Source organism: Frankia sp. KB5 (genome assembly GCF_002099325.1).
Lineage (GTDB): Bacteria > Actinomycetota > Actinomycetes > Frankiales > Frankiaceae > Frankia > Frankia casuarinae.
In genome coordinates, this window is sequence record NZ_MRUJ01000099.1 from 1 (window position 1) to 23,927 (window position 23,927).

Annotated in this window: 21 protein-coding genes and 1 pseudogene; 7 read left to right on the forward strand and 15 right to left on the reverse strand. The window is 67.1% G+C overall.

The window, feature by feature from the left end; translation table 11 throughout:
- Positions 1–32 precede the first annotated feature (32 nt).
- Together KBI5_RS11105 and KBI5_RS11110 are read right to left on the reverse strand one after the other, a co-directional pair.
- Positions 33–950 (reverse strand): NADP-dependent oxidoreductase, encoded by a 918-nt coding sequence (locus KBI5_RS11105; protein WP_085015188.1) that lies wholly within the window; start codon positions 948–950, stop codon positions 33–35.
- A 54-nt stretch (positions 951–1,004) separates the two neighbouring features.
- A pseudogene (locus tag KBI5_RS11110) lies at positions 1,005–1,199 on the reverse strand (NADP-dependent oxidoreductase); the annotation flags it as partial.
- Between the two features lie 453 nt (positions 1,200–1,652).
- Between KBI5_RS11110 and KBI5_RS11115 the strand changes: the two are divergent.
- Genes KBI5_RS11115 through KBI5_RS11125 form a run of 3 tightly spaced genes read left to right on the forward strand, consistent with a single transcriptional unit; the run spans position 1,653 to position 3,535 of the window.
- Positions 1,653–1,925 (forward strand): transposase, encoded by a 273-nt coding sequence (locus KBI5_RS11115; protein ID WP_011437123.1) that lies wholly within the window; start codon positions 1,653–1,655, stop codon positions 1,923–1,925.
- Between the two features lie 39 nt (positions 1,926–1,964).
- On the forward strand, positions 1,965–2,279 hold the full coding sequence (locus KBI5_RS11120; RefSeq protein ID WP_049760933.1) for a helix-turn-helix transcriptional regulator: 315 nt from the start codon (positions 1,965–1,967) through the stop codon (positions 2,277–2,279).
- Positions 2,279–3,535, forward strand: a complete 1,257-nt coding sequence (locus KBI5_RS11125) for a HipA domain-containing protein (protein ID WP_085015189.1) — start codon at positions 2,279–2,281, stop codon at positions 3,533–3,535. The genes KBI5_RS11120 and KBI5_RS11125 overlap by 1 nt, the downstream gene beginning before the upstream one ends.
- A gap of 371 nt (positions 3,536–3,906) precedes the next feature.
- Here the strand turns inward: KBI5_RS11125 and KBI5_RS11130 are convergent, their stop codons facing one another.
- From KBI5_RS11130 to KBI5_RS11185, 11 genes are all read right to left on the reverse strand, one after another.
- Positions 3,907–4,269, reverse strand: coding sequence for a hypothetical protein (locus KBI5_RS11130; RefSeq protein ID WP_241882823.1), 363 nt, complete (start codon positions 4,267–4,269; stop codon positions 3,907–3,909).
- Positions 4,270–4,787: 518 nt separating this feature from the next.
- Positions 4,788–5,423 carry a hypothetical protein gene (locus KBI5_RS11135; protein ID WP_011437128.1) on the reverse strand — a complete coding sequence of 212 codons (636 nt, stop codon included), beginning with the start codon at positions 5,421–5,423 and terminating at the stop codon, positions 4,788–4,790.
- A complete protein-coding gene (locus KBI5_RS11140) occupies positions 5,420–7,702 on the reverse strand; it encodes a hypothetical protein (RefSeq protein ID WP_133057004.1) in 2,283 nt (760 codons plus the stop codon). The genes KBI5_RS11135 and KBI5_RS11140 overlap by 4 nt, the downstream gene beginning before the upstream one ends.
- Positions 7,695–8,819, reverse strand: a complete 1,125-nt coding sequence (locus tag KBI5_RS11145; RefSeq protein ID WP_011437130.1) for a hypothetical protein — start codon at positions 8,817–8,819, stop codon at positions 7,695–7,697. Before KBI5_RS11145 ends, KBI5_RS11140 begins: the two co-directional genes overlap by 8 nt.
- A gap of 193 nt (positions 8,820–9,012) precedes the next feature.
- Positions 9,013–9,690, reverse strand: coding sequence for a Crp/Fnr family transcriptional regulator (locus KBI5_RS11150; RefSeq protein WP_011437131.1), 678 nt, complete (start codon positions 9,688–9,690; stop codon positions 9,013–9,015).
- Positions 9,691–9,966: 276 nt separating this feature from the next.
- Positions 9,967–10,371: a hypothetical protein gene (locus tag KBI5_RS11155; RefSeq protein WP_085015192.1), complete on the reverse strand. Its 405-nt coding sequence runs from the start codon at positions 10,369–10,371 to the stop codon at positions 9,967–9,969.
- Between the two features lie 255 nt (positions 10,372–10,626).
- Positions 10,627–11,511, reverse strand: a complete 885-nt coding sequence (locus KBI5_RS11160; RefSeq protein ID WP_085015193.1) for a rhomboid-like protein — start codon at positions 11,509–11,511, stop codon at positions 10,627–10,629.
- Between the two features lie 249 nt (positions 11,512–11,760).
- Entirely contained in the window at positions 11,761–12,867 is a 1,107-nt protein-coding gene (locus KBI5_RS11165) for an alpha/beta hydrolase-fold protein (protein ID WP_241882824.1), read from the reverse strand.
- Positions 12,868–12,946: 79 nt separating this feature from the next.
- A complete protein-coding gene (locus KBI5_RS11170; RefSeq protein ID WP_085015194.1) occupies positions 12,947–14,878 on the reverse strand; it encodes a phosphatidylglycerol lysyltransferase domain-containing protein in 1,932 nt (643 codons plus the stop codon).
- Between the two features lie 1,058 nt (positions 14,879–15,936).
- Positions 15,937–16,683 (reverse strand): ribonuclease BN, encoded by a 747-nt coding sequence (locus KBI5_RS11180; RefSeq protein ID WP_241882825.1) that lies wholly within the window; start codon positions 16,681–16,683, stop codon positions 15,937–15,939.
- A 310-nt stretch (positions 16,684–16,993) separates the two neighbouring features.
- Entirely contained in the window at positions 16,994–17,626 is a 633-nt protein-coding gene (locus KBI5_RS11185; RefSeq protein ID WP_011437137.1) for a GAP family protein, read from the reverse strand.
- 791 nt (positions 17,627–18,417) lie between these two features.
- Between KBI5_RS11185 and KBI5_RS11190 the strand changes: the two genes are divergently transcribed.
- Positions 18,418–19,359 carry an AAA family ATPase gene (locus KBI5_RS11190; protein WP_011437138.1) on the forward strand — a complete coding sequence of 314 codons (942 nt, stop codon included), beginning with the start codon at positions 18,418–18,420 and terminating at the stop codon, positions 19,357–19,359.
- Positions 19,349–19,870 (forward strand): hypothetical protein, encoded by a 522-nt coding sequence (locus KBI5_RS11195; RefSeq protein ID WP_085015197.1) that lies wholly within the window; start codon positions 19,349–19,351, stop codon positions 19,868–19,870. The genes KBI5_RS11190 and KBI5_RS11195 overlap by 11 nt, the downstream gene beginning before the upstream one ends.
- 60 nt (positions 19,871–19,930) lie before the next feature.
- Here KBI5_RS11195 and KBI5_RS11200 read toward each other — a convergent pair whose 3' ends face one another.
- Together KBI5_RS11200 and KBI5_RS11210 are read right to left on the reverse strand one after the other, a co-directional pair.
- Entirely contained in the window at positions 19,931–20,482 is a 552-nt protein-coding gene (locus tag KBI5_RS11200) for a hypothetical protein (RefSeq protein ID WP_133057006.1), read from the reverse strand.
- 499 nt (positions 20,483–20,981) lie between these two features.
- Positions 20,982–21,350, reverse strand: a complete 369-nt coding sequence (locus KBI5_RS11210) for a helix-turn-helix domain-containing protein (protein WP_157858561.1) — start codon at positions 21,348–21,350, stop codon at positions 20,982–20,984.
- A gap of 88 nt (positions 21,351–21,438) precedes the next feature.
- Between KBI5_RS11210 and KBI5_RS11215 the strand changes: the two genes are divergently transcribed.
- Both KBI5_RS11215 and KBI5_RS11220 read left to right on the forward strand, forming a co-directional pair.
- Entirely contained in the window at positions 21,439–22,935 is a 1,497-nt protein-coding gene (locus tag KBI5_RS11215) for an MFS transporter (RefSeq protein ID WP_157902482.1), read from the forward strand.
- Positions 22,936–23,396: 461 nt separating this feature from the next.
- Positions 23,397–23,819, forward strand: coding sequence for a rhodanese-like domain-containing protein (locus KBI5_RS11220; RefSeq protein WP_011437143.1), 423 nt, complete (start codon positions 23,397–23,399; stop codon positions 23,817–23,819).
- Positions 23,820–23,927: the final 108 nt, after the last annotated feature.

The window sequence follows — 23,927 nt, forward strand, 5'->3', positions numbered from 1 at the left end:
CGCCGCCCACGGAATCAACCTCACACCGAAGATCAAACCAGCGCGTTAATAATCTGCGAGCCCTTACGTCGCTCGGTCGGATTGAGGGCGGCGACGRCATTGTCGATGGTCGCGACGTTGCCGATGTTCGTTCGCAGCCGTCCGTCGCGCACCCGCTGTACGATCTCACCCAGTTGAACGCGATCGGACTCGACAACGAAGTCGACTGCCAGGCCGTCGGCGGGCCGCGCCCCGACCGGTCCGACGACGGACACCAGCGTTCCCCCGGCTCGAACCAGACCCGCGGACCACTTCTGGATGTCGCCGCCGATGACATCGAAGACCAGATCGACCCCGCCTACGTCCTCCAGCGCGTCGTTCTCAAGGTCGACGAACTCCTGCGCGCCGAAGTCGAGCGCCTTCTGCCGGTCGGCAGCGCGTCCGGTGCCGATGACGTACGCACCGAACTCGCGCGCGAGCTGCGTCACCATCGTCCCGACTGCGCCGGCCGCGCCATGCACGAGCACGCTCTGCCCCGCCTGAAGGCGGCCGTGCTCGAACAGCCCCTGCCACGCGGTCAGCCCCGAAATCGGCAGGCTCGCGCCCACCGTGAAGTCGACGTCGCCCGGGAGCGGTGCGAGATTGCGTGCCTCGACGGCCACATACTGCGCCAGGGTGCCGTCGCGATGCCAGTCCGAGAGGCCGAACACCCGCTGTCCCACCGACAGCCCCGTCGTGCCATAGCCGAGGACCGTGACCACTCCGGCCAGCTCATGCCCGGGGATCGACGGTGTTCGGTCACGGTCGAGACGATCGGTCCAGGTCGAGGGCCACGCCATCTCAGTCGGGACGAAACCCGACGCATGAACCTCAACGACGACGTCGTTGATCGCCGCCGACGGCTCGGGCCGCTCCACCAGGCTCATCCCGGCCGTTCCCGCAGCCTGGTCCGTCACGACGATCGCCTTCATGGGTAACTGCCTCCCCGGCCATTTGTCTTGGGCACAGTGGTGGGCACGTGTCGCTCACGGACGAACGCGGACGATCGTCTGCCCGCCGATCCGCCCGGTCGGGCCGAAGGCCGCGACGGCATCGTCGAGAGTTGCGATGCTGCCGATGTTCGTCCACAGCCGTCCATTCCGCCGCCCATTCCGCGCCCGCCGGACGATCTCACCCAGTTGGGCACGATCGGACATGACAACAAAGCCGATGGCCAAGCCACCCATCCGCAGGGTCAGCAGGAAGCGCCGGACAGATCGCGGTGCCATCCGCCGACACCGATGAAGTCCGGGTCAGACGGCACGGTGCGGCCCCGAATCTCCAGCCTGCGGGCGAACGGCCGGGTGCGCAACTCCGCCGGCGCGGCCGATCAGACGCAGCGTGGTGTCAGGATCGAGACCCGGTCCACAGCCGCTCCGCCCTGGCCAGCTGGTGTGGAATCAGGAAGATGGTCACGCCGCGCCCGCGACAGCTCGCTTCGGACCGGCGGGCTCCAGGAGACGAGACCCGATGCCGGCGTCACACAACACCAAGATCGTCGAATATCGCAGGGTTCGGATATCAGCGCCCTGCCAGTCAACTGAGCTTTTGTAGGGTCTTGCGACTGATGCCTGGATCGTACCCGCTTCGGTGGATACCTGAGGTAGCTGCCCGATCTGCCGGGAGAGCGAGCTATGGGCGCGACACGTCGCGGATTCACCGAGGAGTACAAGGAGCAAGCGGTAGCCTTCGTCATCGACGGCAGCCGTCCGGTCGCCGAGGTCGCCCGGAACATCGGCGTCCATGAGATGACGCTGGGAAAATGGGTGAAGAAAGCCAAGGACGTGGAATCCGGAGACCGCCACTGGCTCAGACGGCTCGGGTGGGCACGCGATCTACCCGTCATGACCGTCTTCGCCCCGGCCTGCCCCACCTGGTCGGCCACCACACGGAGGAGCCGCACTTAACGGCGAACTTAACCGCCGTAGACTCGTATGATGTTGGCTATGGTCGGCGACAGGGCCTCGCATGCCACGCCGTTGTCGGTGGCGCGGTCGCTGCGTCTGCTCGGCGAGCATGTGTCGACCTGGCGGAAGCTGAACCGGCTGACCGCGGCCCAGGTCGCCCAGCGAGCCGGGATCTCCCGGGACACGCTGCGCGCCATCGAGCAGGGTAAGGGCACCGCGAGCACCGAGAACCTGTTCAGGGTGCTACGCACCATCGGGATCATGGATGCCGTCGTCAGGGCCACCGACCCGTACGAGACCGACGTCGGCCGGCTGCGCATGGACGAGATCCTCCCCAAGCGAGTACGGCGCTGATGGCCGGACGGGATCCTGTCGAGGTCACCGTCGAGATCGACGGGCAGGAGACCGCCGCAGGGACGTTGTGGCTTCACAACCGCGGCGGACAGAGCGCCACGTTCCGATATGCCGACGCCTACCTGACCAACCCGGCCGGATACGACCTCGACCCGGCGCTGGCCAGAGCCGCCGGCGTCTTCCACACGCCGGCGGGGTCGGCCATCTTCAACGCGTTCGCCGACAGCGCCCCCGACCGATGGGGTGAGAACCTCATGAGGCGTGAGGAGCGCGAGCGCGCCCGCGCCGCCGAGACCACACCTCGCACTCTCGGTAAGGCCGACTTCCTTCTCGGCGTCCGCGACGACACCCGCCAGGGAGGTGTCAGGTTCCGCCAGCCGGCGACCGCCACCTACTATTCGACGCACCGGCACGCGGTCCCACGGCTGATCGACCTGGCCCGGCTCATGCGAGCAGCCGACCGCGTCCGCGCGGAGGGCGACTTCGACCGCGACCTCGCGGACCTCATCGACGCAGGTAGCTCGCTCGGCGGCGCGCGCCCCAAGGCGGCGGTGCGGGACGTGTCCGGGCGGCTCTCGATCGCCAAGTTCCCGCGTTCGGACAGTGACGAATGGGACGTGGCCGGTTGGGAGGAGGTACAATTGAGGCTCGCTCGCAGAGCGGGGCTCACCGTGGCGGAGTCGGAACTGCTGACCGTTACCGGCCGGCACGTACTGCTCCTGAGCCGCTTCGACCGCATCGGCGCGCGGCGTCTGGGGTTCGCAAGCGCCCTGACAATGCTCGAGGCCTCCGACGGGGACCTTCGCAGCTACCTCGAGATCGCCGAGGTGATCGAACGCTACTCGCCGAGAGCTGACGCCGACCTGCGTGAGCTCTACCGGCGGATCCTGTTCTCCATCCTGACCGGGAACACCGACGACCACCTGCGCAATCACGCGTTCCTGCGCGAGCGAGACGGCTGGGCRCTCTCTCCTGCCTACGACCTCAACCCCAATCCGGACAACCCGGCCCGGCTGAGCACGGCCRTCGATCTCGACAACACCGACGCAAGCATCGACCTCGCGCTGTCGGTGGGCAACTACTTCCGCTTGTCGCCGCCGAGGGCCCGCGACCTCGTCAGGGAGGTGGAGACCGCCACGGCGGGCTGGCGGCAGGCCGCAGCCGGGCTCGGCATCCCGAAAAGCCAGGCCGACCGGATGGCAGCGGCCTACGAGAGCGAACAACGACGGATCGCCCGTGCTCTCAGGGTGCCTTGAGATTGGCTCCGGTATCGGGCGTCACCCGGCCCCGTCCGGCCTATCGGTCAATCCTCGGACATGCCGGCGGCCCCGCCACCAGACACGATCAGCTCATCGCCTTGCTCACCGTCGTCCGTGACACACTCAACGATGTCATAGACGCTGGAGGGGAGCCGGAGCGCCGCCTTCCCGCTACCCGCGCGTGGCGGCCACGGGACGCGAGCGCCGGACACCGTAGAGCTACGGTGTCCGGCGCCGCGGCGGCCGGAAAACCCGGGCGGTCATTGCCGATTGGAACCCGTGCCGGACGCCCTCGCCAACCCCGCTACATGTTTCTCCTAGCGGTTCGCCGTATTTCAGTGGCGTTCCGTCCAGGTCCTCTCGTCAGCTCAGTCCCAATCCCAATCCCAATCCCAGTCGTCCTTGTGGCGCCGGTCCTTACCGTCCTTGCCGTCCCACCGGTCCTTACCGTCCTTGCCGTCCCACCGGTCCTTACCGTCCTTGCCGTCCCACCGATCCTTACCGTCCCACCCGTCCTTACCGTTCCAGCCGTCCCACCCGTCCTTACCGTTCCAGCCGTCCCACCCGTCCTTACCGTCCCACCGGTCCTTGCCGTCCCAGCCGTCCCAGCCGTCCTTACCCCAATGATCCTTGGCGATCTTTTCATCCACCGGGCCACCGAGATAGCTCGACGCCAGCGCGCTCGTAGCCGCCGGCCCCACGGTGACGAACACTGCCGCCGCCGTAGACACCGCGACAACCGCGGCTTTCCGCCTCACGGACTTGTCCACGCTTCCTCCAGAACCGAGAGAGAGAGTGAATCGCTACTATCGGTAACAGAGACTAGCGTGCTCGACGAGGTCCGCAAACGGATCATCGACCGACTTCGACGATCAGCTAGCCACGGAGCGTGGCCTTAGCGGGATGAAGAGGAGATTCCAACTCCTATACACCCGCTGGAAAGGGAGATGCGGAATGTTGAGGTTCGCGGTTCACGGACTCCCACCACGCATGGTAATTGTCGGGTGGGTAGTAGGCGGTCATGCCCTTCGGCATGAATCGGTCCAATTCTGACAACGGCGCCTCGTCCGGAGTGATATACGTCAGCTGCCGGGTCGCAGGAGGAGATGGCGCGGTCCGCCTCCTGACGGATCCACCCGGCCCAGGCGAGCGCTGCTGCGTGTTCGGATTCCTCCGGCGTGTCGCCGGCATCCGTCGAGGGCAGGCCACGCTTCCGCCGCAGCCAGAAGTGATCAAGGTGGTCTATCGACTACAAAATGGCCTGGGAGGCGGGATACAGCTGCTTCAGTAGTTTGCCGAACTCCCCCGATGTGTTCCATCTGTCGAGCACGATTCCGAGCTGCGCGGCAAGGTCGCCTCGCCTGCCGTCCGCTGGATCTGGGAGGACTGCCTGTATGATCGCCTCGGCATGCTTTTCGAAGGTCATGTCGTCGTCCACAGTGTGTTCCCACTTCCGCGGCCTCGGCAATCGGCTCTCCGCCTTTGGACTGATCACTGAGACGAGATAGTCCAGCACGGGCATCGCCCGGCCTGTTGCCTCGATATCCGCATCGCCGCGAGCCAGGTGCCAGACCGCCGCCGAGTCCGCGGCAGAGAACACCTGAGCGAGATCACGCCGTCTCTCCAGCTCGCGTTGGTACTCGTCGGAGAGGACGGGAACCGGGGTCATCGCCATCGTAGGGACTACCACTGGCGACGGAGGAGCCTTCTCCGCATCCAGAATCCCGCGCACCGGCCACGCCTGGACGACTGTCACTCCTGTCAGAGCGAGCGCAAGAACTACCCAGATCAACAACGGCCCGCCCACGATCCACCCCAGAAGAAGCGGCGTGGCGAGGAGACCGAAAAGGTTCATGACGAAGACGACCCACTGACTCCTGGTCATCGTTGTTCCTCTCGTCCTGCGGCGGGCGACGGCTGGGTGTCACCTGGCGAGGAGGGCGGACGCAAGCCGACATCCTCCCCGAAGAGCTCCTTATCGATCCGGTCGAGGAGATAGGTGCGAACTGCGGCCTGGTCGGGCGCCATCGGATCCCCCAGCGGCCGATCCACCCAACGACCGAGGATCGCCCGCAGCGATGAAAGCAGATCAAAACGTTCACGCAGCGCGTCGACGAGCAAGTCCGGTAAAATCGTCGGCCCCCGCCCAACAGCCTGCACCACGTCATCCAGCCAGAGATGGACCAGCCCGATCGTTTCCTTCGAGGGCGGCGCATCGGCCTCGAGCACAAGGATCCACCCGCCACGGAAAAGCTCCCCGCATTCGGGATCGTCGACAGGCCGCCATCCGACGGCGTCCCTGGCATACAACCGAGAGGCCGACACCAGGCGCAGAAAAACCTCCGCGTTCCCCGTCGATCCGCGGACGRCATAGGGCGCTCTCACGGACCGGCCAAGTACATAGCGATAGTTGTCCCGGTCGGCGCTTGCCAGGGTCTCGACGGCATCGATGGCCGCGCTGGCAACCTGCGGATTCTCATGCGCGGCGAAGTTGTGCAGTCGGGTCAACGCCTGAAACGGATAGATATCATATATTATTTTACCAGAGAGCTCGATACACATACGCGCCAGGTAGGCGTCCAGCCGATGATCCTCCGACCATGCACGGATCCGCTGCCGGAACTTCCGGCCGCCGGTTCCCTCCGCTCCCTCCTCCAGGCCCTTCGTAAGCAGGCCCAAGCACGCGGGGATCGCGGCGACACGACGGCGACCGATCCAGTGATACRCAAGATCCAGGGCATCATCGGCTCGATCACTCCGCAACGACTCCTCGGTGAACCGTTCCGCGAACCTCGTCAGAACATCGTTGGGCCAAAAGATCCCCGGCGGCGAGGGAAGCCGTTCCGCCCAATCGAGAAAGGCCGGACGCAACGTCGGGTAGTTGTCCCAGGCATAGTGGCGCGCGGCCACGCCGAATCCCGTCTTCTCAAAACGGATCGGTCTCTGCTCGTCGCGGACGACACCGATCTCTCCCAGGCGGGCCAGAAAACCTGGGCGGGTCAACGCGTGGTCATCTGGAAGGYGAAACTCACCGGCCCGGGCGAGCTCCCGTTGCGCAACGAACACCAGGTCCCGATCCGCGTCCTCCAGCATGGCCGCTGTGATGAGAAGGAGAGCGTTCATGCCGGTCCGATCGTTCTCGAGCAGACAGTCGATCTCCTTCCCATAATCGCTGTCCTGCCGTTTGACCTCCCGCCAGGCCAACCGGAGGCAGTCCGGCAGAGCCGCGCCCGGACGCATACCCAGGAGTTTCGCTGACGCTACGGCCACCCGGCTCACCTGATACAGCGTGGCGGCCCCGAGATCGGCGAGATCGGCGGACTTTTCGATGATCTTTACTATCGTCGCAAGATCAGGCTGCGCGCTTGGTTGCATGGATACGGCGAGGTGTGATTGCAGCACGGCACGCCAGTCCGGCCGGCTCATCTCGGGCACGAGTCGCCGCAGCTCGGCCGGCAGCCATCTCACCGAGTCCGCTGGAAGAATGACCGCCAGATAGCGGGCCGAGCCGGCAACGACGTCCCGCAGCGCCTCAAGCCGCTTCGCCAGTTCCTCGGAGCGAGACGGCATCAATTCGGACAGGTCGAGAAGATACCGCGCCTGATCGTCCAACGCTTTCTGGGGAATGTCCGGCTCGTCGTCTGCCTCGACATCGGCGGGAATACGCTCAATCCTCTCCGTCCCGGCCCTGGCACCACCGGCTCCAGCCACCAGCATCCACGCCGCGGCGTGGATGCCGTCTCCGGGGGATCCCGAGAGCAGCACCAGGCGGTGTTTTTCTATCTTTTMCGCCGCATCCGCGAAGCCGGTGGGCCGAACGAACACTCCGCTCAGCTCGCGAAGAGTCGCGCCGGAGATGGCTTCGGGCCGGCGAACTCGCTTCTTTGCCAGGTCGATCAGATTCACAATATTCTTGATGTCGCCGTTTCCCAGATGGGTCTGCGCCCGATTGTCACCACTTACCGAGCCGCCGACGTTGCCTGCTCCACCGGATTTTCCTGCCCCGCTGACATTACCGGTGTTCCCGGCCCCCGGTGGTTCGGCGGCGGCCGCTGCGCCGGCGCCGGCTGCTTTCTCGTCCGGGGGCACATTACCCGGCGGTTCGTGCGGCAAGGTTTCATCCGCTGGACTGGCGCCAGGCATAAGACTCCGGATGTCAGTCATCGTGTGCGCCCTCCACGCCCGAAGTCCCCTTTTCGTCCACGGCTCCGGGGTCCGGGGCCGTGGTCGGGGATCCCTGCGTGAAGTTAGAATCACCAAAATTAGGGCGGTCGAGCGGCGCGGCGAACTGGTGGCCCTGGCCATAGTGTTCCGGGCCATGGTGCTCGGTACGCGGCCCGATCTGCTGGTCGCCGCGTGGGGCGTGGGTATCTCTACGGGTCGTGCGGATCGGACCAGACGCGGTGTTGATGTCACCGATGCCCACGTGCGTCTGCGGCCGATTATCCCCGAAGACCGATCCGCCGACGTTGCTGATACCACCGATATTTCTGATGCCGCTGATATTTCTGGTAGCGCCGCTCTGCCCAAGGTCGGCTCGGCTACGGTCCGATGGCGTGGAAGCCTCGGCCGCCGCCCGCGACGGTGCGGCTGGAACCTCGGGAACGCGGAAGCCGCGGTGCAGCAGGCCGCCCGACGGTCTCGGCACATACAGGTACGCCTCGTCGCGGTATGTCTTCACCTCGACGGGGGCCTTCACGAACAAGGAGTCGTCCAGCCCGCTGTAACCGCTGAGCACGGCGTCCTCGTAGGCCCGTGACGACAGGATCGCGGCCACCAGGGTCGTCCGGGGATTCGACTCTTCCAGCAGGTGTCGTACCGCGGCGGCGTCAAGCTGGCGGTGCAGGGCAATACGGGCCGCACCGCTGCCGTCACCCAGCCGGTTCGTCCCCGAATCGGTCGTCGATCCCACGTGCAGGCTCACCCGCATCCGCAGCGTCCGGTCGGCCGCGGCAGGTGCGACGGGCGCGACCTTGTTCCGGTACTCCAGCTCCTGCTGGAGGTTGTCCAGGAACGGGTGGACGAGCAACGGCAGCATCGAGGGCTCGAAGCCGAGCACGTACCCGTCGCCGGTGGTGTCGGAGAAACGTTCCATCGATGGTGATTCGGACCAGCCAGAACGCGCGAACGCTCCGGTGAGGATGTCCGGCACCGCCCGCGTCATGTCCTCGTGCCAGCGTCCGGGGTAGCCGCTGAAATCCTTGATGTCGACGACGAGCAGGGCCCGGTAAGGGGGCATTGCCATGCTGTCGGTGCCGCCATGGACCGGTGTAGAGGCCATCGCTGAATCCTTCGCGTTCGCGGGAGAGCACGGATGTCGTGCCCGTGTTCTTCAGCGTCGCGGCGGAAGAGTGACAAAAACGTCCATCGACGGACGGTTCAACGGTGGCACGGACCACATCTCGTCGGCCCACCGGCTCCCGTCAACGGAGAACCAGCGGACGACCTGGAGCCCGCCGGGCCAGCCGGCATGCTCAGCCGGTCGTGATGCCCACCTCGGCCCGCAACCGTGAGATATCCGCCACCGCGAGCCGTGGCCCCGGCCTCAGCACCTGTTCCTCTCGCAATGCCGCCACATGTGCGGCCACCGTGCTCCGGGCGAGTCCCAGGGACTCCGCGACGGCATCGAGCGAGAACGGCACCCGCATCGGATCGGGCAGCTCCGGTCCGGCGAGGGCGACCAGTTCCAACAGCAGGCGGGCGACCCGCTGCCGCGGCGAGAAATGCACGAGCTGATGCTGATAGGGAACCGTTTCGGACAGCTTGCTCACCACGTAGTCAGCCAGCGCTCCCTGAACACCGTGCCGCCGCAGGAAGGAGTCGAGCGTGGCGGCGGAGACCCGATGCGCCTCGCATCGATCGATCGCCTGCACCGTGGCGGTGCGTCCGGTTCCGATTCGCGCCATCTCACCGATCATGTCCCCGGGCGAACGCAGCGCCAGCAGGAGGGCCGAGCCCTCCGCGTCCACGCGCACCACCTTTACCCGGCCGGTGGTCAGCAGAAGCAGGAAATCATCTGGATCGCCCTGACGCAGCAGCACCTGCCGCGACCGGAAATGGCACCGGGAACCGCATGACAACAACGCCTGCCAGAGACGGTCGCCGAGGATAGCCTGCATTCCCCGCCGGGCAGGCCGGACAGAATTGGTCATCCCACAGAAGTATCGCGGATCGGGCCCGCATTCGGYGCCGCCACCGAGAGGATGCGACTGAGGTGACCGACCAGCGGTCTTGTCCGATCAATCCTTTCTATCCGGTTCGCCCGATTCGCTCTCGGCCGCGATGCACCGATGTACCGATGTACCGATGTACCGTGCCGCGGATGGTCGAACTGCTGCCATCCGCGGCACGGCGCCCGGCTCCCCGTGCCATCGGCGCAGGRCCTCGTTCACCGGCCGGGCCGGGCCCCGGGTGGACGGGTTACTCGACTACTCGACGCCCTCGAAAATCCAGCCCCTGTCCTCCCTGAAGATAGGTGACAGGGCAACCAGCGGCGGGTAGATGAGCGCCGGGTGAAGTCCCAGGGTCAGTTCATTGTCCGGGACACCGATGGTGAAGGTACCCGACTGGGGACCATCAGCGATCTTCCATTCACGCGGCTCCGGGAGCACACGTACCCGCTCGAATGTGTCCGGGTCACCATCGAAGCTCACAAAAGCCCCGCCGGACGGCTTGCGGATCGTGTAGGTGTCGCCGGCGGCGCGCCGCACCTGCCACACCTGCCCGCCGCCGTTGYCGTCAGGCAGAAGGACGAGGTTGCCCCCGCCCACGTCGGTGAGGGTCTGCTGCCCGGCGATGCTGATTCGGTAGATGCCGTCGATCACACTTGCCACGCTTGGCTCCTCTTCCGTCAAAGGAACAACTGGTCACGGTTGCAACCAGCCGCGATTGAGAATGTTGCTGCCTGCACCAGAGTCAGAAGGAAGATCTTCTCTTTGATGACATGATGAGACCCTTTTTGGCGGTTCGATGAGCCAGGAAAGCTCTGCGATGGGGCACTGGACGAGCAGACCGTGGTGGCAGCGGACAGCCAGGACGCTAACACCATCATGCCCGCTGGCGTCGGCGTTTCGGATCAGCGRCACACACTAAAAATGCAGATCAAGACCCGACTCGCGCCGTCCACGTACCCAACGATATCTTCGCACACCAAACCGCGCTTTGTGGCCGGACTTCGCCCTCCTGTTCCCCCCGACGTCCCACCAGCCGCGCCGAGCGGTGTCCCGCCGCGCCGCGGCGCGGCGGCGCACCGGTGGCGCGAGCCCCGCGAGCGCACCGAGGGCGAGGGCCGCCGTGTGGCCGACCGCGTMGAGCTCCCCACGGCTCACCCCCTTCATCATCACGGGGAGTACGACGACGAAGGTCAGTGACGCCAGAGCGCGCAGCGACCGGCGGGAGGGCAGCACCACGAGCGCGGTCAGGGCGGTCGCCACGACATAGCTCGGCCCGACATCCAGGACGTGCAGAGCGGTCCGCGGCAACCCGCCGGTGACGACCCGCAGGTCCAGCACACCCTGGGAGATCAACGTCGCCCCGGCGTGCCCACCCAGCACGACGGCCAGCGCGGTGGCGCCTCCCGCCGTCGCCTCCAAGCCGCCCACGGCCAGGCCCGCGAACATGAGCCACGGCGCCAACGGCCCCTCGGGCAGCCACGGAATACTGCCCACAAGCACCCCGAGGGGATGGTGGCGCATCTGGTCGAAGGTTGTGCTCATGGCCCACTGCCAGCGGGTCGCCGTGGCCGGGTCGACGTACTGGAACACCCGCGCCGCGACGAGGGCGCCGAGCAAGGAGTCGGTCACCGGGAACCGGCCTACGGTCACCGGCAGCCGCCACACGACCGACCACGGGCGTCCCGACCACGGGCTGGCGGCGCCCTCGGCCCCGTGAACGTGCTCCGCGCCGGCGGGGCCGTCGTCACCTCTGGCGGTACCGTCGTCGCCTCCGGCGGGGGCCGGTGTGCGGACGGTCATGGGACTCCGGCCCCCGGTCCACCTCGGATGTTCTCCGCCGGCGCGGCCCATCCCCGCTGATCGCCCCGGCCTGGAATCGAGCACGCCACGGAACACTCCCGCCTGACGAGAAGCAGGGCCCATCTGAAGAATGTCTTCGCCCGGCGCTGTCATTCCCGGCACCGCGGCAGCCGACCAGATGTGCCACGGTCGCGCCGGGCGGATGGTCGCGCCGGGCGGATGGTCACGCCGGGCGGACGGGGCCGACAGTCACGCCGGGCGGATGGTCACGCCGGGCGGTACCGCCCACAGCAGGCTGTCTCGAAGCGCCGGACGCCACACGCCGAAGTCGTGGCCGCCGGGGCGCAGCCGCAGCACGACGTCGAAGCCCGGACGCTCCCCCAGGGCGCGGGCCATCGCCTCCGTGTCGCCCAACGCCTCATGATCGCCATGTCCGCAGTCCAGCCACACCCGCATCGGCGGGAATGGTGGGAGCGTCGCCGCGTACCGGGCCGGGGTGTTCGCCGCCACGACCAGAGCGAGATCGGGCCGGTTCCCGAACAGGCCGACCATCCCGCCGTCGTGGGTCGGTTTCGACATCCCGGACATATCAATGATCGTCTCGACGAGGTCACGGTGGCGTAGCCCGAGGTTCAGCGCGCAGAACCCGCCGGCGGACATTCCGACGAAGATCCGGTCGGCTCGGTCCGCGATGGCGCGCAACCGCCGGTCGACCGTCGAGATCACGTCGTCGATCAGATAGGTCTCGATGTTCTCGCCGGGCCGGTCGACGCATTCGCTGTCGTMGAGCCAACCGTGACTCAGTCGCGGGGMGACGAGGATCGCGGGCCGGCCGACCCCGGCAAGCAGCGCGCCGACCTGCGCGGCCCGGCCCGCCCGGTACCAGTCGACCGGCACCCCCGGCGAGCCATGCAGAAGGTAGACGACGGGGAACCGGACGTGCGGTTCGGTGAAGTACTGGGGCGGGAGGTACACCAGTGCCTGCTTTGCCTCCTTCACACCGAACCCGCTGTGCGTGCCGGGGACCAACAGGTCGATAACCGATCCGTCCGGGTGCGGCGGCGCTGGCGCCACAGCCTCCCGCGCCGACCCCGTCGGCCAGGACTTCACCCCGATGACGTCGTCGACCCGCGGCAGGTAGCCGTAGTAGGCATTGACCAGATCCGCCGCCGTCACCAACGTGAGCAGCATGGCGAGGACGCCCATCCCGAACGCGGCGGGGYGTCCCACCCGGTTCCGATGCCCCGCCCGGCGCCGGTGGGCCAGCCACCCGCAGCCTGCCCAGYAGGCGAGCGACATTCCCGCCAGGGACAGCAGGAACCACTTCCCGATGACGACCAGGGACCCCAAATCCACGCTCCCCTGCGAGTGTGTCCACGGTGTAGACAATATGGACGACGTAGACAATATGGACGACGTAGACTGAAGGTGATGGTCAGTCCGGCCCGGGGCCGGTCGAGGTGTCCTTTCTTCGGGCACGGTGATGGAGGCCGGCCGTCCCAGGCCGGGGCAGTCGGGACAACCGGGATAGTCGGGACAACCGGGATAGCCCGGACAGATGGTCGCGCCAGCAGGGCCAGACCAGGAAGGCCTCGGCTTCGAGCATCGCCAAGGCGATCCGTGGTAGCTCGGAACTGGCGGGGTAGCAGATATAACGGGGCTGCCAGGTGGGTTGAAATTTGGCGTTGAACCGGTACAAGCTATCGATTTGGAACCAGCGGGACAAGAATATTAACAGGGAACGCCAGCAGCGGATGACCGGCCCGGCGCCCAGGCGCTCGCCGCGTTCGAGCGCGGACCGGAAGAACGCAAAGTTCAGCGACAGCCGTTCGACGCCCAGCTCGCGGGCCTGGCGCAGGGCGCTGACGATGAGGAACTCGTTCAGCCCGTTGTCGGCGGTCCGGTCCCGCGTCATCGCGTCCAGCGACAGGCCGTTGGGGCCCCACGGCACGAAATGCAGCAGGGCGCGCAGCCGGGGCTCGGTGCCGGCCGCGTCGGCATGCGACGTGCCGTCCTCGATGCCGCTTGTCGTGTCGTTCGCCGGGTGGCCCGGAGCACCGTTCACCGGGTCGTCCGCGTCGTGGGGACCCGCGTCATGGGGACCCGCGTCATGGGAGAACGCCATCACGGCTACGCAGTCGCCGTCCGCGCCGCCGCCGAGGCGGCCGAGCGCCATCGAGAAGCCCCGTTCCGTCTGGGTACCCCGCCAGGCAGCGGCCTGTGCCTTCAGCCRGGCGATGTCGGCCGGCGCGAGATCGCCGACCCGCCGCGCGACCGCGGTGTAGCCGGCGCGTTCCACCCGGGCGACCGCCTGGCGAACGTTACGCATCGCCCGGCCCTCCAGCGTGAACGACGCCGTGTCGACGATGGCCTCGTCACCGAATTCCAGCGCGCACAGCCCGGCGCGGGTCCAGGCGAAGCCACCCGCCTCCGAGCAGCCGAGGACCGCCGGCGTCCACGCATGATCGGCCGCCTCACGCAGGAACTCCCTGATGGCCCCCGGCCAGGCCTCCCGGTCACCGAGCGGGTCTCCGCTGGCCAGCATCACGCCGGAGACCACCCGGTAGGCCACGCAGGCCTTGCCGGTCGGTGACCAGATCACCGACTTGTCCGACCGCAGCGCGAAGTATCCCAGCGAGTCGGCCTTGCCGTGCCGGGCCAGCAGGGCACGTATCCGTTCCTCGTCGGAGTCGGTCAGCCGGGGCCGGGGCTCGGGCGGTCGCAGCGCGAGGTAGCCGGTGGTCACTATGGTCAACAGGCCCATCGTCAGCAGCACGCGGGCGGCGAGGCCGGAGAACCGGTCGGAGGTGAACCGTAGCGGACCGGGGATCCCGACGAGTCCCTCGACGATCTGTTCGAACTGGGCGGACAGCGAATGCGGGCCGACGATCCGGTCCTGGCGCACATAAAGCAGCAGGAACCCGATCCCGATCGAGACGACAGTGAGCAGCAGGCCGACGCCGAGCGCCCGCCAACGCGTCGACGGGTCGCCCTTGGCCCGGAACTCCCCGTGGACCAGCAGCAGGGCGATGAGCAGCGCGGCCGATCCGGCCGCCTCCTCGTAGTCCAGACCCTTGGCAACGTGGAGCACGATGCTCACGCCGAGCAGGACCACCACGGCCCGCCAAGCCCGCCGCTTGCGGCGGCGCAGCCCCGGCGTCAGCAGCACGAGCAGCATGCCGACGACGACGGTGAACGCGGCGGCCTGCTGGGAGGCCGCGGGGGGCAGGAGCACCCGCAGGTCCTCCAGGCGGGAGCGCCACTCCGGGGTGACCGCGGAGATGACGTCCACCAGGCCGACAACCAGAGCCAGCAGCGCGGCGATCCGAGGCGCCCACGGCTGTTTCCAGGGGGGCAGCACGGGCATCCGGCCGCTCTTCCTGCCGGGACGGACGCCGGGTGATGTCGTCGACGGCGGGGCAGACGACGGCTGTGAGGCAGACGACGCCGGTGAGGCAGATGACGCCGGTGAGGCAGACGACGCCGGTGAGGCAGACGACGCCGGTGAGGCAGACGACGCCGGTGAGGCAGACGACGCCGGTGAGGCAGACGGGGCACGCGGTGCCTGGGGGGCAGGCTGTGCGGAAGGGACAGGAGGGACGGGAGAGGCCGCGGACCCCCGACCGACCGGACCAGACCGGGCGGACAGGCCCCGGCGGGCGCCGGGCCGCCCGGGTTCCGGCCGCACCGCCGGGCGTGGCCACCACCGGCGCCGGATGACGGCGCGCTCGTTCGCCTCGGGCGGCGCGTTTCCCCCCCGCCGCCCGTCGGCGGGGCGCCCGGCCGAGGTGCCCGATGCCCCGGTCCCGCTCGAGATTCTCATGATCCCTATCGTCTCCCGATGGGTCGCTTGCTATGGCGCTCAGGACCTGGAGACGATAAACCGCCCCGTCACGGACGTTCCTCGTGCCACCCGATCGTAGCCGGGCCGAGTCGCGGGGTGGTCACGCGCAGAAGGCGCCGAGTCGTGGACGAGGGCCAGGCGGGCGTCCCGGGCCGGCAGGGAAGGACGACCTGGACGATCTCCGCCCGAACGTCTAGACACACCCAGCAGACCAGCTCACATACGACATTTAGGCAGTTAACTCACTTATCTAGCTCACTTATTACTCCCATCCGGACGGAGGTGACCCTGTGAGGTCGATCCGCGGTCTACTCATCCTGCGCTGCCGCTGCGGCCATGYGCGTCATGACCACGAGCACTACCGGCCCGGCTCGGATTGCGGCCGATGCGGGTGCCCGGCTTGGACCCTGTGGAGGCGACGTTGACGCCCCTGAACCTAGGGTAAGACGGGCAGGACGCCAGTCAACCAGATCAGCCGCTTACACAGCGTCACCTCCTGCTGTCCGCCGGACACGATCAACACCAGGTCACACGTCATTGGCCCTTGTGGCCCTCGGCGCCGATCCGCGCACCGGCTCAGCTCATGATTTCCGGGCTTGGTCTCGGCCCGTCCTCCTCCCGATGTGAAACTTTCTGAGGATGCCGGCGACCGACAGCTCGGTGTCGAGATACCACGTGCCGACGATTACCCCCCCGATGAGGACGACACCGAAACCGATCAGCCACGACAGGATGGTGAACACGACCCCGATCCCGCCATAGCTGCGCTCGTTCGCCACGATGGAAGCCGAGAATGCCAGCCGGCTGACGACACCCAGACCAGTCAGGCCGATCGTCGTGAACAGGGCTGTCGGCCACGAGTCCCGCCAGCTCATCCGGCCGATGGTGAGTACCCGGACCCCGACCCACAAGAAGAGCGCCAGGATCACGGTGGCTACCAGGCCGTAGCAGACCTGACCAGCCACGGTGCCGGTGAGCAGCGCCCCGAGACTCGTGGTAGCGACGAGAAAGAAGATCAATCCGCAGAGCCAGCCGACCTGGGCCAGTAGGCCGCGTAGCCCGAATGRCTTCAGTCTGAAGACCCGCACATAAATGGACTGGACGGACGCGGCCAGACTCAGTCCGCCAATTATCAGCCAGAGCACTCCCAGTACTGTCCAGCCGGTGAGGACGGTTCCGCTCCGCGGGGTAAAGAGTCGTTCCACGGCCATCGCCGCATCATGGCTCAACCCCATGCGCGCGATGATTATGTCCGCCGCACCGCCCTGCCGCAGTGGCGACAGCGCCGCCAGCGTGATGACAAAAGGAAAGAAAATCATCAGGATCATCGCGGCGAGATTCATCGCCCTGTTAATCAGATCCGCCTCACGTAGTCTGGACGCCAGGTCTCCTACCGGGGACTGCCCCGCACGCCCCCGGGCTGTCCCGACGCGCGCACAGAGCGTCCTGATCGGCCGCCACGGCGCGCCGCTGCGGTGAGCGCCAGCGCCGCCGGACGGCCGCGACGCAGGATTGTTATTACTCGTACGCCAGCTCCGGGGCATGGCGTCCTCCCCACAGCACCGGGTTCATCGCCGGATCCGCCGAATGCCCTGTGTGCGGCGCTCGCCCTCCGGGGCGGGGACTCAGGCAGCCGCTTCAGTCGATGATGAGGGCGATGAAAATGATGCAGACGATTATGTTGATGAGCCAGCTGTGAGTGTTCATCCAGTCTCGGACGCGCGGTGCGGCGACTTCTGCCCGTCTATGGAACAGTAGTCGGGCAAGCAGCGGCAGTGCCGCCACCGTAACGGTCAGCCCGATGAACGGGAGTGCTGCCGCATAGGACGCGTTGTTCTGCTGCAGGTGTATTCCAACCGTCATCATAATCACGATGTCCGAGGGCATCAGCAGAATGACGAACAGTCCGACTTGGAACGCCTTCATCAGATCTGCCGCCATCAGCGTCGTCAGCCATTTCGGCGGCTCCACCGTTTCGCGCCGCACCCAGTTCTTCACGGCGGCGACTGCCAACAGGCCCACCAGTACGTACTGGATGATCTGGCCGGCCGAACCGTTACTCCTCGAACTTCCCAGGTCGACGGCGCTGTCCAGCAAGGCGGCGAGGCCCATCATGACGGCCACACCGGCCGCTGTCGCGGCCGCCACACCGGCCAGGAACCCCAGGGATACCCGCCCGGCTCGTGGCGTGGTAACGAAGATGATCGCCGACATGATCTGCGGTCCGATCATCATGGTGATTGCCAGCGGGAGAATCTGGAGACCGTCCATGGATGCTCCCCACCGCTTGACCATGCTGATTCACGCGAGACTCCTAGCCCTCTCGCGCTCGAACTCCTGGTCGTTGAGCAGTCCGCGGCGGTGCAGGTCTCCGAGCTTGGCCAGCTCGTCTGCAATAATGGTCGCGCGGGTCGCGGCGCGGATGTAGCCGCGGACCGCTTCCTCGCTCGCCGAGCCAACAGCCGGACCGGGTCCTCCCGGCCCCGCGCGCGTCGGGTGCGCCGATTACCACAGCCATTACCTACCGCCTGCTCGCCGCGTCAAACCCAGCATCACCCGAAACTCACCCTCTCGTCTCGGCCCGATGCCGCAGACGGTGGCCGGGGGCACTAGGTGAGCAGGGGCACTGACGGAAGACGGTCGGCTTGGGGTGTCCGGCCGGACTTGCGGGCCTTCGTCTTGGTACCGTCCCACTTCGCTTGAGTTGACCATGGTGTACCCACCAGTCGGCTAGGTCCAGCGTGGCGGCAGTCCGGAGCCGGTGCGCGGCTGGCTGCCCTACGACCTCTCCCACGACCCTCCCAACGTGCGATCAGCTGGACGATCGATGGTCATCGGCGGYCAAATGTCCACGCACGGCACTCACCCGTCCGGGGGATCCTGGAAGTGGCGTCAACGGCACGTGGTGTGCTGGCAGGAAGAAGGCCGGCGCGGGTTACGCGTACGGACGACGGCGCCAGTGCGCGACAGGGGGACCGCCGGATGACACATCATCGAAGTCCACGAAGCCAACCTGACGGCTACCTTAATATATCGCGGTCATCCACAAGAGCGGTGACACCGTGAAAGTGGTCTCCGTCATGAACTACAAGGGCGGAGTCGGAAAGACCACTCTGACGGCGAACATCGGCGCGGAGATCGCCCGCTGGGGAAAACGGGTTCTTCTGATCGATCTTGATCCGCAGGCGAGCCTCACCTTCTCCTTCTACCGGCCGGAGGACTGGCGGGCGCACCTCGCCGAGGGCCGGACCATCAAACAGTGGTTCGAAGCCTGGCGGATGGACGGGCCGGTGCCGGGACTCGAGGTACTCGTCACCGCCCCCACGGTGGCGAACTCCCGCATCGCGCATAACGGTGGCCGGCTCGACCTGATCGCGTCCCACCTTGCCCTCGGCGACGTCGAGATGGATCTCGCCGCGCGGTTGGGTGGGGCACAGATCCACCGGTCGACACGCCACTACTTCGACGTCTATCTGCGTCTCGCGGCCGGGCTTGCCACCCTGCCCGGGCGGCTCTACGATCTGGTGCTCATCGACTGCCCGCCGAACTTCGGCGTCATCACGAGGTCCGCCGTGGCGGCCAGCGACCAGCTGCTCATCCCGGCCCGCCCGGACGAGCTGTCCACCCTCGGAATCGATCACCTGCAGTCCCGGCTGCGCCGGTTCACCTGGGAATTCAACCAGGTCGCTGATCTGCAGGCCGACCTCCGGCCGGCCGTGAAGAAACTGGAACCGATGATTCTGGGCGTCGTCTTCACGATGGTCCAGTACTACGGTGGTCAGCCCGTCTCGGCGCTGCGGCCCTACATAGCACAGACCAGAAGCCTCGGGCTGCCCGTCTTCGATGCGATGCTTCGGGAGAGCAACAAGCACTTCGCCGGCGCGGCCCGCGCCCAGCTCCCCGCCATTCTCACCGAGCAGCTCAGCCGGGAACTCGCCTGGGAACTGCAGAGCCTGGTCGAGGAGTTCCTCAAACGCATCCGGACGGCGAACCATGGCTCCTGACAGTCGGCCCGCCAGCCACCCGGGTCGGGATGCGGCCCGTCTCGGGGCTGTTCTCCTGCGCCAGGTGTCCGATCTGCTCGACACCCTGGACGTCCGGCAGCTTGACGATCTCGTGGCGGGTCGGGCGCGGCTCGCGGTCGTCCCCACGCCCACAGCAGCGCCCACGCCCACAGCAGCGCCCACGCCCACAGCAGCGCCCACGCCCACGGCCACGGCAGCAGACCCGGGCGGTCGTGCCGCGGCGGACGGCTCCCGGCTCCCGGCGTCCGTGGACGTCGAGAAGCTGCACGCGACACTGGTCGCCGCCGCGAGCCGGGAGGAAGCCCGGGAGCACCTGGCTGCCCTGGGCCGGATTCCGGTCCCGCAGCTACGGGCCCTGGCGGGCGCCCTGGGTGTCGACGGTGTCGGCGGCAGGGATCCGAAAGCCACCGTGATCCGAAAGATCGTGGACGGGACCATCGGTTTCCGGCTCAGCTCCCGGGCGATGCTGGCCGGGGAATCCGAACTGTAGAGCCGCGTTCTCCGACCGTTCTCCGGCCGGTGGAGCCGTCGGCTGGCCCGCTCCCGCCGGTCATGCCGCACCGAGCAGGAGGCCGAATCCGGTCATCAACACGGCGACGGCGAGTACCAGCGAGGTCACGAGATTACGCATGGTGACTCGGCGGGGAGCGCCGTCGAGGTCCGGCTGCGCCTCGGGCTCGCGCGGTGGAATCCGCAGGGCGAGYACGATCGGGTGAAACGGCGAGACGCGGTTCGGCGGCCAGGCGACCGCCCGCAGATCGCGCCGTTTGAAGGGGGCGTGACTCGCGCATCCGGTGAGCCAGCCGTTGACCGGGGTCTCGCAGATGCCGTCGTCGGTCCGGTAGGCCCGGCAGAGCGTCGGCCAACGGAATCCCAACATCACGGTGATCACGAGCAGGGCCACCGGCAGCGCGATCCACGTGCCCCGCAGGGTGAGCCACAGCCCGGCGGCACCGAAGGCGAGATAGCAGGCGAGATGGACATGTTTGCGTTCCCGTCGGCTCCTCGTCCGTGAAGCGGCCCGGCGGGACCGGGTCGGTTGCCGGCGGYGGGCGGACGTCCGGCCCGATCCCGACGAAGATCTCCTGCGCGGCGCTGCCATGACCATCCTCCTGTCTGCCCAGGTGCACGGGTGGGATGCGCCGCGGCGTCACGACAGATGCGTGGCCGTCCGTGCATCTGCGCCGACGGTCACGCCCCGCCCCTCGGCTGGCGTCGCTCCGCGATGGTTCTAGCACAGCTTGATGCCTAATTTAGCGCTTATCCTTTGTTTGCCATCACTTGCCACCAAACGCCAATAATAGGCGTATGATGTGTCCGTATAGCAGTCATGTTTTCAGTCATGCTTCTTCGCGACAGATCTCGATCAAGGCTTTGGCGGATCCCGCCGGCCTGTCGATCAGTACGGTGAAGGCGCGGTCGAGATCGGGCAGCGGATACCGGGGATGATCAGACTGGCCGCGACGAGCCTCGGCCTGGTCCCCACCGGCCTCCTTGTCCGACGGGACACGCGCGGGCGTCCGGCCCTGGACCTTCGGCCGCACTGACGCGCCGCCGTTGACACCTGGAGCCGCTCCAGGAAGCTCCTGCTCCTGGYCGGGTTACTCGTCCATGGCACGGAGCAGGCTCGCGGGCAGCGATCGATCCGGGCCGGCTCCCGTAGTCCATCGGGAGCCCCATCGGCCGAGTTCCATCAGGATCGGCGCGAGATCCCGGCCCGCCGACGTCAGTTCGTATTCCGAACGAGGTGGACGTGGCTGATAAAGCCTGCGTTGCAGGATGCCTCGATCGACGAGCCGGTCGAGGCGCCGAGTGAGGGTGTGATCGGAGATCTTCAGACGGGTTCGGAAGTCGTCGTAGCGCCGAGCGCCGCCGAACGCCTCTCGGATGATCAGCAGGGACCAGTGATCGCCGATCAGCCCGAGCGCGCGAGCGGCCGGGCAGTCGGACTCGTCGTGCTGGTCAAGCACCTGGCCAGTGTATCTGTTGACTTCCGTTTCGGAAGCATCTAGGATCCCTTCCGAAATGGAAGTCTGTCTCGGGGGAGTGGAGGCGCGTATGTCGAGGTCCGCTCAGCCGAAGGAGTCTGCGGCATCACCACTGCTGCTGCCGGTCGTGTGCCTCGGCCAGTTCCTGGTCGTGTTCAGCCTGTCCAGCGTGAATGTCGCGCTGCCCAGCCTGGCAGCCGATCTTCAGATGAGCCGCGAGACCCAGCCCTACACGGTCACGGCCTACGGGATAGCCCTGGGCAGCCTGCTCCTGCTGGGTGGCAGGGCTGGCGATCTACTCGGCCGACGGCGACTGTTCCGGCTGGGCACGGGGGTCTTCGCGGTCGGCACCGTGGTGTRCACGCTCGCCAACGTGACCGGCGTGCTGCTCGCTGGGCGGGCCCTGGAGGGGCTCGGTGCGGCCATGCTCGCCCCGGCCGCGCTGGGGACGATCAACGCGATCTACCCGCAAGGGCCGAGCAGAAACAAGGCGCTCGGGGTGTTCGGTGCGGTGTCCAGCGCGGCGGCCGGGGTGGGCGTCTTGGCGGGCGGGGTCCTCACCGACGGGCCGGGATGGCGGTGGGCGTTCGCGATCAAAATTCCCTTCTGTCTACTCCTGCTCGCCGTGGTCGGAAGGATCATGCCGGAAACCCGTGACACCCGTTCTCACCACGGCTTCGACATCGCCGGCGCGCTCACCGCGACGGGGTCGATGTTCTCGCTGGTCGTGGCCATCACACAGGCGGAGCAGCGCGGTTTCACCAGCCCGGCGATCCTTGCTCTGTTCGGATCAGCCGCCGTTCTTCTGATCGCCTTCATCGTGATCGAGAGCCGCAGCGACGACCCGCTCATGCCGTTGGCCCTCTTCCGCCGGCGTGGTCTCAGCGTCGCCAACGGCGCGACCCTGCTCGTGTGGGCCAGCTTCGGGTCGGCTTTCCTCCTGGTGGCCCTGTATGTGCAGCAGGTACTCGGCTACAGCCCGATGAAGGCCGGGCTGACATTCGTGCCGATGGCAACCGCGGCCGCGCTCGCGGCCAACGTCGCCCAGGCGACAGCGAGTCGTTCCGCGCGCGGTCCCAAGCCCGCGCTGCTCGTCGGCCTTGTCCTCCTCACTGTCGGCGTGGCCCTCCTGTCCCGGGGCGACGCCGACACCAGGTACACGGCGGTGCTGCTGCCGGCGCTCGTGCTGTGCGGCGCCGGTCTCGCGACCTCCCTCACCGCGCTCAACGTGGCCGCCTTCAGCGGCTCCAACAGCGACGACTCCGGGGTTGAGGCAGGACTCCTGAGCACCTCCCAGGAGATCGGCGCGGCCCTCGGCGTCTCGATTCTCTCGACGGTGTCGGCCCGCGTCATCTCCGATCATCTCGCAGCTCATCCCGGAGATCCGACCGCGATGCTCAGCGGCACGGTCGATGCCTTTCAGGTGTCCTTCGTCGTCGCGGCGGGCATGGCTGCCGGCGCCTTCCTGCTTTCCCTGATCGCCCTCTCGACGCGGGTTGATATCCCCCCGGCCAGCGTGTCGGAAAACCCCCTCGCGGAACCAGCCTCGATAATGCCCTCAAGGTGACACGGTCGCCTTAGACGGGACTTCCGAAGATCGTCGCGCGGGTTCCGCCCGCCTTCTCATCGGATCGAACTCGGCCGCGGCCATGCGGCTGCTCCTGCCAGGCCTCCGCTCCCCTCGTCCCGCTCGCGGCCTCCTCCGCTGGGCCGTGCCGTTTCCTCCTCCCGCAGCACATCCGGCGTCAGTGGCGMTGGCCAGTGATTTCTTTCTGGCCAGCCCGTCAGTACCCGCGCTCCTCAATGAATCGCTCCTTGAGGAGCAGGTCCGCGACCCCGTTTCCCACCCCGTGGGACGGGGTTGTTGTCGTGTTCGGTGGGGTCAGGGGTGATCCCGGCCCGCCGGTAGTGCCCGCTGATATCTCCCTCCAGTCTGTCGCATAGGAGACAGCGGAGTCCTTGTTGCTAAATTGCTACGTATCGCCCAGAGTGGTGATGTCCAGTTGTTCAGGAAGAAAGGATTGGCTGATGGTAGTGCTTGACCAACGGCTGCTCGAGAGTTGTCGACGCTACGTCGACGACATGCCGCCGCGCTTCAACTACATGACTTCCCCCGAGCTGGCCAAAGCCCTGGAGTCCCATCCGGACGCATACTTCGTCCTTGACAACCGCACCCCCGAGGCGTATGCGGCGGGCCATATACCGGGTGCCGTGAACATGTGGTTCAAGGACGTGCTGTCCGACAGCAACCTCGCTCTTCTCCCTCGGGACAAGACAATCGTCATCGTATGCTGGGTGGGCCATACGGCCAGTCAGCTCGTCGCCCTGCTCGGTCTGCTGGGTTTCACCGTCGCAGGTCTTCAGTACGGCATGGGTGAAAGCCCGGTGCCCGATTCCCCCCGGGCCGGCTGGCGCGATCTGGGCCTGCCGCTGGAAAAGAAAATTGGCTAGCGAATCGCTCACCTGAGCTGACGCAACGCCTATCTGCCCTCACCGCAGGTCAAGACTTCCAAGAACCCGCTTTGAATCTTGTCTTGACCGCGAACGGCGCTACACCAT

Excerpts from the sequence above, each read along its gene's own strand:
- KBI5_RS11115 (WP_011437123.1), top strand. The coding sequence starts at position 1,653 with ATGGGCGCGACACGTCGCGGATTCACCGAGGAGTACAAGGAGCAAGCG.
- KBI5_RS11120 (WP_049760933.1), top strand. The coding sequence starts at position 1,965 with ATGGTCGGCGACAGGGCCTCGCATGCCACGCCGTTGTCGGTGGCGCGG.
- KBI5_RS11135 (WP_011437128.1), bottom strand. The coding sequence starts at position 5,423 with ATGACCAGGAGTCAGTGGGTCGTCTTCGTCATGAACCTTTTCGGTCTC.
- KBI5_RS11145 (WP_011437130.1), bottom strand. The coding sequence starts at position 8,819 with ATGGCCTCTACACCGGTCCATGGCGGCACCGACAGCATGGCAATGCCC.
- KBI5_RS11150 (WP_011437131.1), bottom strand. The coding sequence starts at position 9,690 with ATGACCAATTCTGTCCGGCCTGCCCGGCGGGGAATGCAGGCTATCCTC.
- KBI5_RS11185 (WP_011437137.1), bottom strand. The coding sequence starts at position 17,626 with ATGGACGGTCTCCAGATTCTCCCGCTGGCAATCACCATGATGATCGGA.
- KBI5_RS11195 (WP_085015197.1), top strand. The coding sequence starts at position 19,349 with ATGGCTCCTGACAGTCGGCCCGCCAGCCACCCGGGTCGGGATGCGGCC.
- KBI5_RS11220 (WP_011437143.1), top strand. The coding sequence starts at position 23,397 with ATGGTAGTGCTTGACCAACGGCTGCTCGAGAGTTGTCGACGCTACGTC.